Consider the following 17,181-nt stretch of genomic DNA (forward strand, 5'->3'; position numbering starts at 1 on the left):
ATATGCGCAACACAGCAATCACAGTAATCAGTATTGTCCTGGCTTCGGCTGCCGCAACGATGTCGGCGCAGGCAGCGGCCCCGAATGCCGCCGCCGCAGCAGCGGCAGTAGCGGCAGCCGAGCACCCGAGCGCCAAGCGCGCCTTCAGCCTGCCGCCCTCGGCGGACCTGAGCTACACCATCAAGGCGCGCCAGAAGGGCATGGCCATCAGCGGCGACGCCCTCGTGCAGTGGCGCCAGGGCGACGGCAAATACAGCATCGCCACCGAAAGCCATGCTGGCATTTTCGGCAAGATCCTGGAAAACCGCAGCGAAGGCGCGGTGGACAGTTACGGCCTGGCGCCGTCCACCTTCCACGAAAAGCGCTTCCGCAAGGAAGCCACCACCGCCACCTTTAACCGCGACGCCAAAACCATCACCTTCAGCAAGGGCGACGAGAGCTACCCGATCAAGGGCGGCGAGCAGGACCGCACCAGCGCGCCGTGGCAGCTGGCCGCCATCGCCCGCAGTGCGCCGGACAAGTTCACGCCCGGCTCCGAGTGGGCCTTCTTCGTGGCCGGCCGGCGCGACGCCGAGCCGTGGATCTTCAAGGTGGTGCGCCACGAGGCGGTGCAGACCGGCATGGGCGAACTGCAGGCGGTGCACTTCACCAAGTCCCCGCCCAAGGGCGACCAGGGCCAGCAGGTGGACCTGTGGCTGGCGCCGTCGCTCGACTGGTATCCGGTGCGCATCCTGTTCGACGACGACGGCGACACGGTGGACCAGCTGCTGGACAAGGTGACGCGCAAGTAGCCGGACCGGGCTCGGCAAACTGCTATACTGACGCCCCCCGCGAGCATTGCCTGCGCGGCGTGTACAAAATGGCAACCCGGAGCAGAATGATAGACATAATGGCAAATGCGGCCCAGGCCGCAGACGCAAACCCCAACGACCAGGCCACGCAGGACGCCCTGCAGGCGCACTTCCAGCCGCACGTGGCAGTGGACGAGATCGAGCAGGTTTACCACCTGAAGCGCGCCCAGCCCCTGCTGCAAGTCTTCACAGCCCTGTTCCACGGCGGCTTTGAGGGTGTGGCCGTGCGCCTGCTGGTGCTGCGCGAGCTGGCGTCCGACACCGCTTCTTCGACCTTCTCGCGCGCCGACATCAACACGCGCCTGGCCTACCTGCTGCCGGAAAGCCTGGAGACGGTGCTGATGCGCCTGCGCACCAACCAGCTGCTGGCCTGGGACGCGCAGCAAGCCGTGTACCGCGTCACGCCGATGGCGCGCAACGTGCTGTCGGCCATCGACAGCCTGCTGAACCTGAACCAGAACGAAGACGAAGCCGAAATGGGCTTCCTGCTGTCGCAGGTGGCCGGCGCCCAGGCCGTGGGCGGCGTCACCGTGGAGCAGCTGCAGCACCTGCTGGGCCGCCTGGTGGACCTGACCGAGGAATTCCGCGACGCCATCGCTTCCGGCTCCGAGTTCCGCCTGCGCGCCTCGCAGGAAAAATGGCATATGGCCTGCGACTGGGTGGAGAAGGGGTCCGAGATCCTGCGCGCCATCACCTCCGACGAGCGGGCCGACTCGGCCACGCACCGCGCGGCGCAGGCCATCGGCCGTGCCCAGAGCGCGCTGCTGAACATGCAGGGCATGTTCTCGCGCGCGCTGAACCAGATTGAACGCCAGCGGGTGCACCTGGGCCAGTCCGGCCTGTCCACCACCGACATCAAGCGCTGGCTGCTGGCCCATGAAGACCTGGCCCAGCTGGCCGAAGATGCCATCGACCAGCCCGTGGTGCCGCTGTTTATTACCCCTGCCGAGATGATCGACGTGGCTGAAACCGAATTACTGTCCGACCGCGCCAACAACCAGGCGCCGGGCGGCCTGCCGAGCGGGCAGGACGCGCCCACCACCGTCAACGACGCACCGGCCATGCAGAAGGAGCTGGACGACTGGCTGGAACGCCTGTCCGACTTCGCCGCGCTGGGCAATTTCCCCAGCGTGGGCGAGGAGGCGCCGAAAGCGGTGCAGGCGCACGAATCGCTGCTGCCCGCCAGCTTCGCCGTGGCGTCCTACCGCGCCTCGCTGCTGCCGCTGCTGGGCGACCAGTCCGAAGCGAGCCTGCAAGGCGCCACCGGCAACCTGGCGCGCCTGCCGATTTCCTTCGACCCGACCGACGACATGGTGCAGCTGGCCGACCCCGAGGTGGCCGCCATGAGTATCGCCTCGCTGTCGCTTAACTTAGATTTGAACTTAGAACAATCCGTGGACAAGGGAACCCAAGATGAATGACGATTCCCAGATCCTGATCGCGCGCCTGCTGACGCACCAGACGCTGCGCCGCGACGACCGCCTGGTCAAGCGCGTGCTGTCGGACGAACTGTTCCGCGCCGAAGTGGACCTGCGCCTGGCCAATTGCGGCATGAAGCTGCTCGACAACGTTTATGCCGACCACGTGACGCTGGCGCTGTCGCGCACCATCGAGCCGAAGATATTCGGCGCGCGCGACGTCTGGCAGAACAATAACTTCGGCCTGGCGCGCGACGGCGTGGCCTTGCTGGTGGTGCTGTGGGCGCAGATCATCCTGCCCAAGCGCGAGCGCCAGGAAACCCACACCCACGCGGAAGACGACCAGAACGACATGTTCGGCATCGACAAGCCGCTGCCGCGCGCGGAAGACACCTCCATCGGCATCCCGTACAAGGCCCTGCTGGCCGACTTCGGCGACAAGCTGGGCAAGAAAACCCGCATGGACATGAACCTGGGCATCCTGGGCAAGCTGGGCTTCATCGAGCGGCGCGGCGACATCATCGTCGAAGGCCCGCTGCTGGACCTGCTGATGGATACCGACCTGCTGAAAGAGCGCATCATCAACGGCGCGCTGTCGGAAGTATTCAAGCGCGCGCCGGCGCAAGTGGTGCATATTCCGCGCGCCGCGCTGGCCGAAGCGGCCGCCTCGGCCGCCGCTGAAAACGCCGCCATCGCCGCCGCCGCCGATGCAGCCGATGCAGCCGCCGATGCCCCCTCCGACACCCCGAACCGAGACTAAGCCATGTTTCATATCAAATCGCTAGAACTGGTCCACTGGGATTACTGGCAGCGCATCAAGAACATTCCGCTCGATGCGAAGATCATCACCATCGCGGGCCAGAACGGCTCCGGCAAGACCACCCTGCTGGACGCGCTGCGCACCCTGTTCGGCCTCGATTGCTCGATGGGCCGCACCTATAAGCACTACGCGCGCCACGCGGGACAGCAAACCTCCTGGCTGCGCGCCGTGGTGGACAACAAGGCCATGGGCAAGCAGCTGTCGAACCGTCCGTTCCGCAGCTCCGGCTTCTTCTCGGAAGACGAGGTGACGCTGTTCTGCCAGATCCAGAAGAACGGCGGCGACTGGAAGCGCCAGTACCTGATGCGTCCGGGGAATGTGCAGATCGAGGAAGTGACCGAGGCGAACGACTTCCTCGGCGTGGAAAACTACCGCAAGCGCCTGGCCAACGCCGGCCTGTCGCCGGCGATGGCGAAAGTGCTGGCGCTCGAGCAGGGCGAAACCGACAAGCTGTGCGAATACGCGCCGCGCCAGTTGCTGGACCTGGTGTTCCAGGTGTTCGGCGACAAGGAAGTGCTGGACGCGTACGACGAGGCGAAGCGCCACCAGCGCGACACGGAAATCGAGCTGAAACGCTTCGAGGCCGAACTGGAAGGCTCCAAGACCAACCTGGAGGGCCTGCGCCTGCGCGTGGCCAACTACCACCAGTGGGAAGGCTTGACCAAGGAACGCCGCGAGCTGCAGGAAGAAGTGCTGCCGACGCTGGAATACCACGAGGCGCGCGAGAAGCAGGCCAACATCACGCGCCAGCTGCGCGAAGCGCGCAAGCCGCTGCTGCTGGCCGACCAGCAGCTGTCGGACAAGCGCGCCCACGTGGCCGCGCAGGCGCAGGCGTTCACCGAAGCGCAGCAGCACGAGACGGTGCTCGAGCAGGAAGCGACCGCGCTGCAAAGCCGCCTCAACTCCATCAACGCCAGGCTGAAACCGCTGGACAGCCTGCTGGAACAGAAGGCGCGCCTGCAAAAGCTGGCCGCCGATTCGGGCGCGGACATTGCCGAAGTGAGCGCGCAGCTGGAGCAGAAGGAAGCCGAGCTGGCGCGCCAGAAGCAGGGCCGCGACGCGGTCATGTCGCGCATCGCGCAAGACAAGGCAACCATCTCCGCGCTGCAGGGCAAGACCGCCATGCCGGAGCCGGACAACGTGCGCGCCATGCGCCGCGCGCTGAACGACGCCAAGATCGGCCACGCCATGCTGTCGGACATCGTCGAGGTGACGGACCCGAAATGGCAGGGCGCAGTCGAAGGCGTGCTGGGCGGCTACGCCTCCGTGGTGCTGCTGGATAAAGCCAGCGACGCCGCTGCCGCCTACCGCCTGGCGGAGAAGGAACGCTACCGCCACTTCATCGTGCCGGACCTGATCACCGCGCCAAGCACCAAGGGCGACAGCCTGATGTCGGTGGTGAAGTTCTCCGACAAGGCGCCGGGCTGGCTGATCGAACAGCTGATGCGCATCACCCGAGTGGACTCGGTGGAAGAGGGCGCGCGCCAGAGCCATATCGAAGAGTGGATCACGCCCGAGGCCTACCACAAAGAGCGCCGCGGCGGCCGCTCGCTGTTCGTGGAAGCGTCGCGCTACCGCTTTGGCGCGGCCGGCAAATCGCAGCGCATGGAAGCGATCCTGAAGAACCTGCCGGCGCTCGAAGCGCAGGAAGACACCTTCACGCTCGCCATCAGCAAGCTGGCCTCCGAGGTGAGCGCGCTCAAAGCCCGCCTGGCCGGCGTGGATGCGGCCAAGGAACTGAGCGCGCGGCAGGAAGAATTCGACGAAGCGGCGCGCGCCTCGGTGCCGCTGAAAGCCGAGCGCACCGAAGTCGGTTCGCGCCTCGGCGAGCTGCAAGGCCTGATCAAGAACGCGACCATTGCGCGCACGCGCGCCGACAGCACGTGGCAGAACGCGCGCTTCAACCTGTCCGAATCCGAAGCCGGCCTGCGCCTGAACCACAAGCGCGTGATCGAGCAGCGCGCCGAGCACGCCAAGGCCTTGCTGGCGCTGCGCCGCCAGTGGCGCCACATGCCGTACAACTGGCGCCGTCCTGCGCGCCGCCAGCGCCTGGTGGCCGAATACGTCAACGCGCACCAGACCATTTTGCGCATCCACGCCCTGGAAGCGAGCCTGGCGCGCAGCGACTGGGAACTGGACGCGACGGTGATCGACCAGTACGCGCGCCTGAACGACCAGCTGAGAAACCGCGCAACCGAGACCGAAGAGCGGCGCTACCAGAACAACCGCGCCATCGAAGCGACCACGAACGCGCGCGGCGCCTACATGGAGCGGCTGCGCTACACGATCAAAACGTACAGCAAGAACATCAAGGAGCTGGGCGAGCTGGCCAACATCGAAGTGCACACCGACCCGGTCAAGCTGGAGAACGACGACCTGGCGCTGTCGCAAGCGGGCCTGCACGTGCGCTTCAAGTTCGACGGCAAGGGTCCGATCGGCATGAACGACGGCGAAGCGTCCGGCGGCCAGCAGGTGATGAAATCGCTGGTGCTGCTGATTGGCCTGCTCAAGTCCGAAGACGGCTCCGGCGGCTTCGTGTTCATCGACGAACCGTTCGCCCACCTGGACATCCGCAACATCCAGCTGGTCGGCGAGTTCCTGAAGAACACCGAAGCCCAGTATCTGATGACGACGCCGCTGACCCACAACACCGACGTCTACGACCCCTCCGAGCTGACGCTGATCACCAGCAAAAAGAAAAAGGACACGCAGTGGGCTCAACCCATCTTCGTGCTCCAGCGCCGCACGCCCGACAAGGCCGCGGCGTAACCCAACCCTCCCCCCAAGCGGGGTCAGGTCCGGCAATCGGACACGGGCTCAGCCAGTAATGGCTGAGCCCGTGTCCGATTGCCGGACCTGACCCCTTTTTATTCCTTCTGCTGACTTGCCTTGACTTTCGTGCGCGGATGGTCTTTAATTTCTGTAATAACAGAAATAAAGGAAAATCATGCAACTGACGCCGACCATGCAGAAGTACATCCTCCACTGGGGCGAGATGGGGACGCGCTGGGGCGTGAACCGCACCGTGGCGCAGATCCATGCGCTGCTGTTCCTGGCGAACACGCCGCAGACCGCCGAGGACATCGCGGAAACGCTGAACGTGGCGCGCTCGAATGTGAGCAACAGCCTGAAGGAGTTGCAGAGCTGGGGCCTGATCCGCGTGAGCCACGTGATGGGCGACCGGCGCGACCACTTCCTGGCGCTGCAGGATGTCTGGGAGATCTTCCGCGTCATCATCGAGGAGCGCAAGCGGCGCGAAATCGATCCCACCCTGTCGGTGCTGCGCGAGTGCGCCATCGAGGCCGAGCAGGACACCGCCCTGGAGCCCGCCACCAAGGACCGCATGAACGACGTGCTGGAGTTCATGGAGATGCTGGGCGCCACCTACAACGACTACAAGAACCTGCCGCCCGCCACCATGCTGCGCTTCCTGAAAATGGGCGGCACCGTGGCGCGCTTCCTCGGCTCGGACGACAAAAACTAAGGAGCCATGCCATGGCGACGTCAATGCAGGAGGGCGATCCGCTGCTGTTCGCGGGGCCGCAGCAGCGCGTGCTGGTCACCGGCGCGACGGGATTTATCGGGCGCTTGCTGGTGAGGGCATTGTTGAACGACGGGCATGCTGTCGTCGCGCTGACACGCTCGCCGCAGCAGGCGGCATCGCTGTTCAGCGGCGCGGTGCGCTGCGTGGATAGCCTGGATGCGTTGGCGCCGTCGGAGCGGATCGATGTGGTGGTCAACCTGGCGGGGGCGCGCATCCTCGGCTGGCGCTGGACTGCGGCGCGCAAGGCGGCACTAAGGCGCAGCCGGGTGGCGTTGACGGAGCGCGTGGTGGCGTGGATCGCCAGGGCGGAGCACAAGCCCCGCCTGATGCTGTCGGCGTCGGCCATCGGCTACTACGGCGTGCAGGCTATGGGCGACACGACGCCGCTGGCCGAAGATGCGCCGCCGCAGCCGGTGTTCATGTCGCAGCTGTGCCAGGAATGGGAAGCGGCCGCGCGCGCAGCGGGTACGGGCGTCGGCAACGGCAACGGTGCCGGCGCCGGTGGCGGCGGGGGCGGGCGCGTCACGCTGCGGGCGGCGTACAACTTCACCGCGCCGGAGCAGGTATCGCAGGCGGAATTCAGCCGCACGGCGGCGTCGCTGCTGGGACGGCCGTGCTTCGTGCCGACGCCGGGCTGGCCGGTGCGGCTGCTGCTGGGGGAACAGGCGGATCTGCTGCTGGAGGGGCAGACCGTGGCGCCGGCGCGGCTGCTGGAAGAGGGCTTCCGGTTCCGCTATCAAGACTTGCGCGGCGCGCTGGCCGCGCTGCTGGGGAAGTAGCTCAGTTCAGCTCTTTCGGCTCGGGCAGCGGCTGCTGCGCGCGGCGCCAGCGTATCATGCCGATCGAGAAGGCGGCGCAATAACCGGCCACCAGGCCCAGGACCACGGTAGTGGCCGGGCTTTGCACAAATTCGGTTTGCGACATCAGGTTGGGCGTCTCGACGCGGCTGATCATGTACAGTTCCAGCCCGCGGTACAGCATGCGCGCGGCGAACAGCATGAACACCGTGATGCCGATGCGCAGGTTGGGCGTGAAGAAGTAGCGCTTGCCGATGGTTTCGAAGCGCGTGCCCTTCAGGCCGAACACGCCCAGCCACGCGCCGCCCAGCGCGCCGGCCGCCAGGCAGGACAGGCCCAGCACATTGTCCAGCATGGACAGCGCCAGCCACGCCAGCAGCACGGGGAAGGCCACGGCCGACAGCCAGTGGCGCCAGACCAGCGATTCCTGCCGTTTCAGCATGCTCTTGATGCGCGAATAAATGCGCCATACCAGCAGCGGTATCAGGACAAGCAGGGCGATCGTGGTCATTTCCATAGGGTTGTTCTCGGCGCGCAAAAGCACGATTGTAAAGCAAGGCGGTGCGCCATCCACCTGTGCCACAAATCGATACACGCCGTTGATTGACTTTCAAGTTATCCGTAAGCAATATAATCGGTCCTCTGACTTGTCCACGAGATAACAATGACCGTACGGAATTCCCTGCTGCCGCTGGCCCTGGGCCTGATGGCCGCATCGCCGCTGGCCGGCGCCCAGAACGGCGGCTACCAGCTGCCGCCCGCGCCGCTGCAAGCCATCGTCGACGCGCCGCGCGCGCCGCTGCTGAACCTGAGCCCGAAGCGCAACCTGGCCGTGATGGTGGCCCAGCCTGCGCTGCCGGGCATCGCCGAAGTGGCGCAGCCGGAGCTGAAGCTGGCCGGCTTGCGCGTCAACCCGCGCACCTATGCCGCCAGCCGCTTTTCGTTCGGCACCGACCTGACGCTGCTCGACATCGACACGCAGAAGGAAATGAAGATCGCCGGCCTGCCGAAGGGCGTGCGCGTGACGGAACTGGCCTGGTCGCCGGACCAGCGCTATCTGGCGTTCAGCCACACCAACTACGGCGATGCCGCAGGCAAGGGCGCCGGCGTGGAACTCTGGCTGGTGGACGTGGCCGCGCGCAGCGCGAAGAAACTGACATCGCAGCCGCTGTCCGCCGTGTTCAGCCGCGGCTTCCAGTGGCAGCCGGACGGCAAGGGCCTGCTGGTGCAGCTGCGTCCCGCAGGCCAGGGCGCCGCGCCGCAGCTGACCGGCATTCCATCCGGCCCCGCCGCGCAGGACAGCCAGCCCGGCGCCGGCACGCGGCTGATCCGCACTTACCCGGACTTGCTGAAGAACGAGGAAGACGCCAAGCTGTTCGAGCACTACATCACGTCCCAGCTGGCGCTGGTGGACCTGTCGGGCAAGACGCGCCTGATCGGCAAGCAGGGCCAGTATTCGCGCGCCTCGCTGGCGCCGGGCGGCAAATACCTGCTCACCTCCAGCATTGCGCGTCCGTATTCCTACATCGTGCCGGTATCGAGCTTCGGCGAGGACATCGAAGTGCGCGAGCTGGACGGCAAGCTGCAGCACACCGTGGCCAAGCTGCCGCTGCGCGAAGGCCTGCCGCCGGGGAACGACGCCGTGCCGCCCGGCCAGCGCCACATCAGCTGGCGCGTGGACGCGCCGGCCACGCTGGTGTGGGCCGAAGCGCAGGACGGCGGCGACCCGGCCAAGGCCGCCGAGATCCGCGACATCGTCTACACGCAGGCGGCGCCGTTCACGGCCCAGCCCACCGTGCTGGCCAAGCTGGGTTCGCGCTACGCGGGCATCGCCTGGGGCCGCGGCGACGTGGCGCTGCTCAACGAACGCTGGTACAAGACGCGCGCCGTGAAGCAGTGGAAGATCGCGCCGGACCAGCCGGATACCGCGCCCGAGCTGATCTACCAGGGCTCCGCCGAAGACCGCTACAACAATCCCGGCTCACCGGTGATGCGCGCCGACGCGGCCGGCTTGCCGCGCCTGCTCATCAGCGCCGACAACGCCATCCTGCTGGACGGCGCGGGCGCCACGCCGGAAGGCGACCGCCCCTTCATCGACCGCCTGAACCTGTCCACCAGGAAGAAGGAGCGCCTGTTCCAGAGCGCCGCGCCGTATTACGAGAACGTGGTGGCGGTGCTGAACGAGGACGGCAGCAAGCTGCTGTCCACGCGCGAATCGCCCACCGAGCGTCCGAACTACTACGTGCGCAACCTGGCGCTGCAGGGCGACGCGCAGCTCACCGCGCTGACGCATTTCCCGCATCCGCTGCCGCAGCTCAAGGACGTGCAGAAGGAGCAGATCCGCTACAAGCGCAAGGACGGCGTGGACCTGACCGCGACCCTGCTGCTGCCGCCGAAGTACGACGCCAAGCGCGACGGCCCGCTGCCGATGCTGATGTGGGCTTACCCGCAGGAGTTCAAGTCGGCCGAAGCGGCCAGCCAGACCACCGGTTCGCCGTACAAGTTCAACGCGGTGAGCTACTGGGGGCCGGCGGCCTTCCTGGCCATGGGCTACGCGGTGCTGGACAATCCGTCCTTCCCCATCGTGGGCCAGGGCGAGCAGGAGCCGAACGACACCTATCTGCCGCAGCTGGTGGCGGACGCGGAAGCGGCGGTGGATGAGGTGGTGCGGCGCGGCGTGGCCGAGCGCCACCGCATCGCCATCGGCGGCCACTCGTACGGCGCCTTCATGACCGGCAACCTGCTGGCGCATACGCGCCTGTTCAAGGCCGGCATCGCGCGCAGCGGCGCCTACAACCGCACGCTCACGCCATTCGGCTTCCAGTCCGAAGACCGTCCGTTCTGGAAGGCGCAGGATGTGTACCAGGCCATGTCGCCGTTCAATAACGCGGACAAGATCAAGGACGCGCTGCTGCTCATCCACGGCGCCGACGACAACAACTCCGGCACCTTCCCCATCCAGAGCGAGCGCATGTTCCAGGCGGTGAAAGGCCTGGGCGGCACGGCGCGCCTGGTGATGCTGCCGAACGAGTCGCACGCCTACCGCGCGCGCGAGTCCATCATGCAGATGCTGTATGAAACCAACAGCTGGCTGGAAAAGTATGTAAAGGCTGCCAAGCAGTAAGGAACCGAGCGCCTCCGCCAGGGGGCGTAGAATGGGGCCATTGTTTACTTTCGGAGTGAACCATGGCCCCAGATTTCATTCAAGCCCACCGCGCGCCCGACCCCGTGCCGGTGGATGACCCGATGCCGGAACCCGTGCCGGCCCATCCCCACCATCCGAATCCTCCTGTGCCGCAGGACGATCCGGTGCCGGACCACAACCCCAGTTATGCCTAGTCGAAGGCCCAGGTGTACAGCACGTCGAGCGCGTTGTTGGTGCCGGTCTGGAATTGCAGCGTGATGCGCGGATTGAGCTTGTAGCGCAGCTTGACCAGGCTGGTGGCCGTGCCCGCGCCCTGCTCAAAGCTGAGATAGGCGCGCGACGACAGCCGCTTGCCGACCGTCACCACGGTGTTTTCCAAGCCCTTGGCCTGCGAGCTGCCGGCCGCTTGCGATACGCCCAGCTCATCCAGCCCCAGCTTGCCCGCGATGCCGCCGCCGGTGCCGCCGAACAGTGCCCCGGCCGCTGTGCCCAGCAGCGCCATCTCATTGCCGCCCGCGTCCGCGATGCCGTGGCCCAGCACCAGCCAGGAGAGCTTGTCGCTGTCCGGCACGCTGGGCGTCGATACCAGCTTGGCCTGCGGTGCCAGCGCCGTGCCGCGCACTTCCACGCCCGCTTCCACATTCGTTTCGCTCAGCTGTTCGCCTTCGGGGCGCTTGCGCACGGCCAGGATGTTGAGGCCGGGGTTGTCGTAAGCGCCGGTGAAATTGAGCACGCCGCGTTCGATGCTGAGGTTCTGGCCATAGGCCTTGTAGGTGCCGTTGTCCACGCGGATGCTGCCGGTGACGCGCGGTGGGCGGCGGTCCACGATGCGCAGGTGCACGGTGCCGGCCAGGTCGGCGTCCAGGCCCTTGCCCTTCAAGTGGAAATCGTTGCCGAGGTCTGCTTCCAGGTCCACGTTGAGCGGCATGGCCTGCACGGCGGCCACCTTGCCGGGCGGCTTGCCGCGTCCCAGCACCACCACGTCGTCGCTGATGGTGGGGCTGTTTTCGGAGCCGAGTTCGATGCGGGCGCGGTCGGCTTTCAGCTTGCCATCCAGCTGGAAGTGCTTTTGGTCGCGCACCAGCGTGGCCTGGCCGCTCACGGCCAGCGTGCGGTCGGGACGGGCCAGCACCAGCAGCTTGTCGGCCACCAGCTTGAGCTGCATGGTGGCCTCGGCGTTCGCCAGCTTGACCCAGCCGTCGGCCTGGGCGCGGCCTTGTTCGCCGTCGAAGGACAGCTTCTGCAGGTTGAGCTGGTCGCCCGCCAGCTTGGCCTGCAGCTGTCCGTTGCGCAGCTTGATGCCTTGCTCGGCCCAGTTGACCACCAGCTTGTCGCCGGCGATGTCGCCGTTCAGCACCGGGTCGGCAACGGTGCCGCTGCCGCTGGCGGACACTTTCAGCGATCCGTCCAGCTCCAGGCCGAACACGCCGGACAGCGGCGCCAGCCAGGCGATGGAGGGCATGTTGACGCTGCCGGTCATGGTCAGCGGGCTGCTGTTGGCGACGCGGCCGTTCTGCAGCTGGGCGGTGGCGTCGATGCGGGCCTGGCCGGCGCGCGTGCCGTCCAGGTTGAGCTGCGTGCGCAGCGCACCGCCGATCACATCGGCGCGCAGTTCGAACTGGCGCAGACCGAGGGCGATGGGCTTGTCGCCGCTGGTGACGGTGACGTCGCCGGCTTCGCGGTACACGCGCAGCATGCCTTCGATGTTGGCGATGGCCGGCGCTGCGCCGCGTGCCGGCGGCGTTGCGACAGCGGCGTTCGGGGCGGCTTGCAGGTCGAGTGCCCAGGCGGCGCCCAGTGTCAGGTCGCTCACCACGTTGTCGCGCCACAGCTCGGACAGTTGCGCGAGGTAGCTGACCGGCACGCCGGCGGCGGAGCCTTTGCTGCGCCAGCGCGGGCCGTTCTTGTCCAGCGTGTCGATGCGGATGCTGCCGTCCGGGAGCTTGATCACGGCGCCGGCCAGCGACAGCTGCTCGGGCTTGGCCAGTCCGGCCGCGCCGCCGCCCGCCGCGCCGGCGATGCGCAGCGCGGCCGGGGCTTGCAGCGTGAAGGCGTAGCGGCCCTTGTTCTGCAGCGTGTCGATGGTGCCGGTCCAGACGCTGTCGTCGGCGATGCTGCCGGCCGCAGCGCCGCCGGCCGATCCGGCGCTGCTGCCGCCGTGGACTTTCACGAGTGCGTCGAACTGCGGATTGCTGGCGCTGAGCTGCAGCGTGTGCGCGGCGCGCGTGCCGGTGGACTGGAAGCGCGCCTTGTCGATGGTCAGGCCGGGCGACACGTAGCCAGCCAGTTCCACCTCGCTGGTCAGCGGATCGGCGCCGCCGAAGCCGGTGCCGATGCTGGCGCTGGCCTTGATGCTTTTGATCTGGTGCTCGGTGAACAGGCGCAGGTTGTTGCCGTCCATGCTGAACGCCAGCGCCGGCTGCGCCATGGTGCCGGTGAGCGAGCCCGTGCCGCGCAGTACGCCGCCGAAGCCCGCGCCCAGGGTGTTCAGCTGCGGCGCGTCCACCTTCCAGTCCAGCCGGTCGCGCGCCGTGCCGAAGGCGCCCTTGGCTTGCACGCTGTTGGCGCCGAGGTGCAGGTCGATGTCGGTATTCTCGATGCGCTTGCTGTCCGCGCTCACCCTGGCGTAGCCGGACAGCGCCGTACCGGACAAGGTGGACGGCTGCAGCTTCAGGTCCAGCGCGCCGCGCCAGTCCGCCGCCAGCCTGCCGCTGCCGCTGAAGTCCGCGTTGATGCTGCCCGCCGTGTACGGTCCGAAAGCGGCCGGGTTGAAGTGCTGCGCGGTGCCCGCTACTTTCAGCTCGCCGGTTTTGCCCGCCAGCCAGACCTCGCCTGCCGCGTGCAGCACGCTGTCCGGCGCCGGGTGCTTGGCGGTGCTCTTGCCTTGCACCAGGCCCAGGCCTTTCGCGTCCGCTTCGAAGGTGCTGCGCGGCGCGGCATAGGTGCCGCTGGCCACGCCGTTTGCCGCCAGTGCGCCCAGCAGGCCGCTGTGAACGGCGGACAGCTGGCGCGCATCCACGCGCCACACCAGCCGCTCGCCCGGCGCGCCGAAGCCGCCGCGCAGGTCCAGCGTGTTCTGCCCCAGCGCCAGTTTGGCGTCCACGCCGCTCAGGTGCGCGGCGTCGGCCTGCAGCTTGCCGGCGCCGGACAGCGGCTGGCCCAGCAAGCGGCTGGCACCCAGCTTGAAGTCCGCCGCCACCTGCCATGCCGGCGCCAGCGTGCCGTTGGCGTTGATCTCGCCGTTCAGGTCCGCCGCCGGCAGCGCGCCCAGCGCGGACGGATCGAAACGGACGATGCCGGCGCTGGCCTTGAAGGGCTGCTTGTCCTTCAGGTTCGCTTCCGCGCTGACGTTGATGCTGCCTTTGCCCACCGCGAGGCGGGCTTGCTTCACGCGCAGCAACGCGTCCGCCAGCGTGGCCTGGGCATCCAGGCGCAGGCCCGCTTGCGCCAGGTTCACCGTCAGCGTTTGCGTCTTGCCTGTGCTGCCCAGCGCGATGTCGCCGGCGATTTTGGTAGCGTTGACGGCGCCGTGGATGGCATGCAGATCCAGCCGGTCGGTATGCAGCTGGAAGGTCGCCGCGTCCACGCCGCCGTCGATGGCCACGCGCTGCACGCGGCCGCCGCCGGCGAACTTGCCGGCCGCGCCGAGGTCGATCAGCACCTGGTCGATGGTGGTGGCGGTGAGCGTGCCGCCCAGGCGGCCGGTGATGGCGTGCAGCGGAATGCGGTGGTGGTCGAGCGGGCCGGACGCGCCCTGGTTCTGCACTGCCAGGCTGCCGCTCACGGCCTGGCTGGGCGCGATCTGCGCCTGCAGCTGCACGCTCAGGTCGGCCTGCGGCCAGGCTGGATCGAACAGCGCCGGATTGATGCCGCGGCCCTTGATGTCGGCCATGCGCAGGATGATCGGATCAAATGGAGCCAGGGTTAGTTTTCCGTCGCCGCTGGCGTTGCTGGAACTGCCTTGCGCGGCCAGTTCGACCAGCGACAGGTTGCCGCCGGCAGCGAGCGCGAGCTGCGCAGGCTTGGCGCCGGCGGGTATGCCGGTGGTTTGCGTCAGGCTGGCCCTGGCGTCCAGCTTGAAGGGGCGCTGCGCGCCCACGCTGCCGTCCAGGGCCACGCGGCCGACCTGCGTCATGGCGCTGGCGCCGCGCACGCGCCAGGACTGGCTGTCGCCGTCCAGTTTCAGGCGGATGGCGCTGATGACGGTGCCGGTGCTGGCGGCGGTGTCGGTGGCGCCCAGCAGGGTCAGTTTGTCGAGGCGGGCGTCGGCCACGCTGAGGCGGAAGGGTGGGGCCAGCGTCTCGGGCAGCTTGGCGGGTTCGCCGGGCTTCAGCGTCTGCGACACGGCGCTGGCGATGTGCAGCTCGCTGATGGCAATGCCTTCGCTGAAGTACTGCAGCGGCGACCAGTCGATGGTGGTGTCGTTCGCCGTCAGCACGCTTTCCGGCGTGCGGTGCACGATGCGGTCGATATGCATGCGGCCGTACAGCGAACCGGTGACGCCGGTGGCGACGATCTGCCCGCCGCTGGCGCGCGCCACGCGCTGCACGATGGTCTGCAAGGTGGCCTCGCGGCCCAGCAGCCACACCAGGCCCGCCAGCAGCACGAACAGCGCCGCCAGCGCGATCAGCGCCCGGCGCAGCCAGCGGCGCGGCGGCTTGCCGCCGGCGCCCGGGCCGCCCGGCGGCGTGCCTGCGGCGCCGTCTTGATTGGGTACAGTCATCTCGGCCATCAGAAGGTGAACCCCAGTGAGAAGTGCAGACGCGCTTTTTTCACGGCGTGGCCGTAGGCGACGTCGACGTTGATCGGGCCGACCGGGCTTTTCCAGCGCGCGCCCACGCCGTAGCCGGACTTGGGGTGCAGGCCGGAGAAGGAGTCGGACGCGTTGCCCGCGTCGTAGAACACGGCCGCGCCCCAGGACGGCTTGAACCAGTACTGGTACTCGGCGCTGCCGGTGGCGAGGTAGCGCCCGCCCACGGTGGCGTCGCCCTTGCGCACACCCAGTTCCTGGTAGGCGTAGCCGCGCACGGACTGGTCGCCGCCGGCGCGGAACTGGTAGATGGCGGGCACGCCGTCCTTCTGTTTGGACGCCAGCGCGCCCAGTTCGCCGCGCAGTATCACCGTGCTTTTCGCGCCGAAGGGGATGTACCACATGGCCTTGGTGCTGGCGCGGATGAAGGGTTCATCGGTGAGCAGCGGCAGCAGCGCGCCGCCGATCTGCCAGTTCACCACGTGGCCCTTGCTGGGGAACAGCAGGTTGTCCAGCTTGCGGCGCGTGACGGAATAGGTCAGCGGCAGGCTGGTGCTGCGCACGCTGGGCTGGCCGGCCACGGTCTTCTGTTCGGTCAGCAGTTCCACGCCCAGGCTGCGTTCGAGCAGCGGCGTGCCCCAGGCGCGCTTGGCCGACACGGTGAACACCGTGGTTTCCTCGCCTTCGATGTCGCTGCGCTCGTAGGCGCCGCCGAAGCTGTCGCTGTAGCCGTCCGGCGTGACAGGGAAGTAGAAGTCGCCGCGCGCGGTCTGCTTCTTGGTTTCCAGCGTCAGCGCGCTTTTCATCTTCAGGCCGAAGATGGCCAGGTCGTCGTAGTTGAGCTGCGCGCGGTTGCCGGTGTTGGTGCTGTAGCCGAGACCGGCGCTCACGTTGCGGCGCTTGTTTTCCACCACGCGCACCAGCAGCGGCAGCGGCGCCATGGGGGCGGGGACGGCAGCAGGCGCGGCGGCGTCGGCGCGCTTCTCGGCCCCCGCTTCCAGCTGCTCGTCCAGGATGGCGCTCAGGTCGGCGCTCACGTCCACGCTGGCGAAGTAGCCGGTGTCCTGCAGGCGCGACTGGTAGGCCTGCAGCGCCGCTTCGCTGTAGTAGTCGCCCGGCTTGATCTGGTTCAGGTTGGCCACGATGGAGGCCGGAAAGCGCTTCAGGCCTTCGATGCGCAGTTCGCCGAAGCGCAGTTCGGGGCCGCTGTCCAGCACCACGCGCAGCGCGGCGCTGTGCTGGTCCGGGTCCACGGTGGCCAGGCTGTCGCTGAGCTGGGCGCGCGGGTAGCGCGTCTGCACCACCTGGCGCAGCAGCGCGCGCTTGGCCTGCTCCCACGCGTCCTGGCGGAAGATGTCGCCCTTGGGCAGCGTCCACGCTGCCTGCAGCGCGGCCTTGTCGAACGGGGTATCGCTGCTGGAGGCAAAGCCCTGCAGCACGATCTCCACGCTGCCCACGCGCACCGGCTCGCCGGGCTGCACGTCCACCACCACAGTGGGGGTGCCGCCTTCGCCGTCGCGCAGGCCGTCGATGCGGGTACTGATCACGGGGGAGTAGTAGCCGGCCGTGGCCAGCAGGGTCTTGGCTTGCTCCGGCGCGCTGCGCGCCATGCGCTGCAGCTGTTCGCGGTCGATGCGCGGATTGCCGCGGAAGCGCAGCAGGTCCAGGTTGTCGGTCAGGAGTTCTTCCAGGCGGCCCGGCGCGTTCACGCGCACGTTGTACTGCATGCCTTGCGCCAGCACGGCGCCAGGCAAGGCGCAGGCGAGCAGGGCCAAGCCGAACTGCAGGGCGGCCCAGGCACGCTTGCCCATTGCTTTTGTGATGAGTTGTGCCAAAATTCGAGGTCCTGCCGGTTC

The 17,181-nt window shown here is 67.8% G+C and carries 11 protein-coding genes; 8 read left to right on the top strand and 3 right to left on the bottom strand.

Annotated features, from left to right (window positions below):
• Positions 1–2: 2 nt before the first annotated feature.
• The 6 genes from ACFJI2_RS29940 (at position 3) to ACFJI2_RS29965 (ending at position 7,412) form a co-directional block, all read left to right on the top strand.
• Positions 3–791 carry a DUF3108 domain-containing protein gene (locus ACFJI2_RS29940; protein WP_377703074.1) on the top strand — a complete coding sequence of 263 codons (789 nt, stop codon included), beginning with the start codon at positions 3–5 and terminating at the stop codon, positions 789–791.
• Positions 792–889: 98 nt separating this feature from the next.
• Entirely contained in the window at positions 890–2,272 is a 1,383-nt protein-coding gene (locus ACFJI2_RS29945; RefSeq protein ID WP_107875729.1) for a hypothetical protein, read from the top strand.
• A complete protein-coding gene (locus tag ACFJI2_RS29950; protein ID WP_377703075.1) occupies positions 2,265–3,029 on the top strand; it encodes a hypothetical protein in 765 nt (254 codons plus the stop codon). The genes ACFJI2_RS29945 and ACFJI2_RS29950 overlap by 8 nt, the downstream gene beginning before the upstream one ends.
• 3 nt (positions 3,030–3,032) lie before the next feature.
• Positions 3,033–5,858: an ATP-binding protein gene (locus ACFJI2_RS29955; protein ID WP_377703076.1), complete on the top strand. Its 2,826-nt coding sequence runs from the start codon at positions 3,033–3,035 to the stop codon at positions 5,856–5,858.
• A 178-nt stretch (positions 5,859–6,036) separates the two neighbouring features.
• Complete coding sequence (locus ACFJI2_RS29960) at positions 6,037–6,573, top strand: MarR family transcriptional regulator (RefSeq protein WP_132138754.1); 537 nt, start codon at positions 6,037–6,039, stop codon at positions 6,571–6,573.
• Positions 6,574–6,584: 11 nt separating this feature from the next.
• Positions 6,585–7,412: a DUF1731 domain-containing protein gene (locus tag ACFJI2_RS29965; RefSeq protein ID WP_377703077.1), complete on the top strand. Its 828-nt coding sequence runs from the start codon at positions 6,585–6,587 to the stop codon at positions 7,410–7,412.
• 1 nt (position 7,413) lies between these two features.
• Here ACFJI2_RS29965 and ACFJI2_RS29970 read toward each other — a convergent pair whose 3' ends face one another.
• Positions 7,414–7,947 (bottom strand): hypothetical protein, encoded by a 534-nt coding sequence (locus ACFJI2_RS29970; protein ID WP_377703078.1) that lies wholly within the window; start codon positions 7,945–7,947, stop codon positions 7,414–7,416.
• Positions 7,948–8,094: 147 nt separating this feature from the next.
• On the opposite strand from ACFJI2_RS29970, the gene ACFJI2_RS29975 reads away from it, so the two are divergent.
• Positions 8,095–10,554: a prolyl oligopeptidase family serine peptidase gene (locus tag ACFJI2_RS29975; protein WP_377703079.1), complete on the top strand. Its 2,460-nt coding sequence runs from the start codon at positions 8,095–8,097 to the stop codon at positions 10,552–10,554.
• A 62-nt stretch (positions 10,555–10,616) separates the two neighbouring features.
• Positions 10,617–10,769 (top strand): hypothetical protein, encoded by a 153-nt coding sequence (locus ACFJI2_RS29980; RefSeq protein ID WP_377703080.1) that lies wholly within the window; start codon positions 10,617–10,619, stop codon positions 10,767–10,769.
• Here ACFJI2_RS29980 and ACFJI2_RS29985 read toward each other — a convergent pair.
• Together ACFJI2_RS29985 and ACFJI2_RS29990 are read right to left on the bottom strand one after the other, a co-directional pair.
• On the bottom strand, positions 10,766–15,298 hold the full coding sequence (locus tag ACFJI2_RS29985) for a translocation/assembly module TamB domain-containing protein (protein ID WP_377703081.1): 4,533 nt from the start codon (positions 15,296–15,298) through the stop codon (positions 10,766–10,768). The genes ACFJI2_RS29980 and ACFJI2_RS29985 overlap by 4 nt on opposite strands.
• An 8-nt stretch (positions 15,299–15,306) precedes the next feature.
• Positions 15,307–17,136 carry an autotransporter assembly complex family protein gene (locus tag ACFJI2_RS29990; RefSeq protein ID WP_377703082.1) on the bottom strand — a complete coding sequence of 610 codons (1,830 nt, stop codon included), beginning with the start codon at positions 17,134–17,136 and terminating at the stop codon, positions 15,307–15,309.
• Positions 17,137–17,181: the final 45 nt, after the last annotated feature.

Origin of the sequence: Pseudoduganella sp. UC29_71 (assembly GCF_042693265.1) — a bacterium.
Lineage (GTDB): Bacteria > Pseudomonadota > Gammaproteobacteria > Burkholderiales > Burkholderiaceae_D > Rugamonas.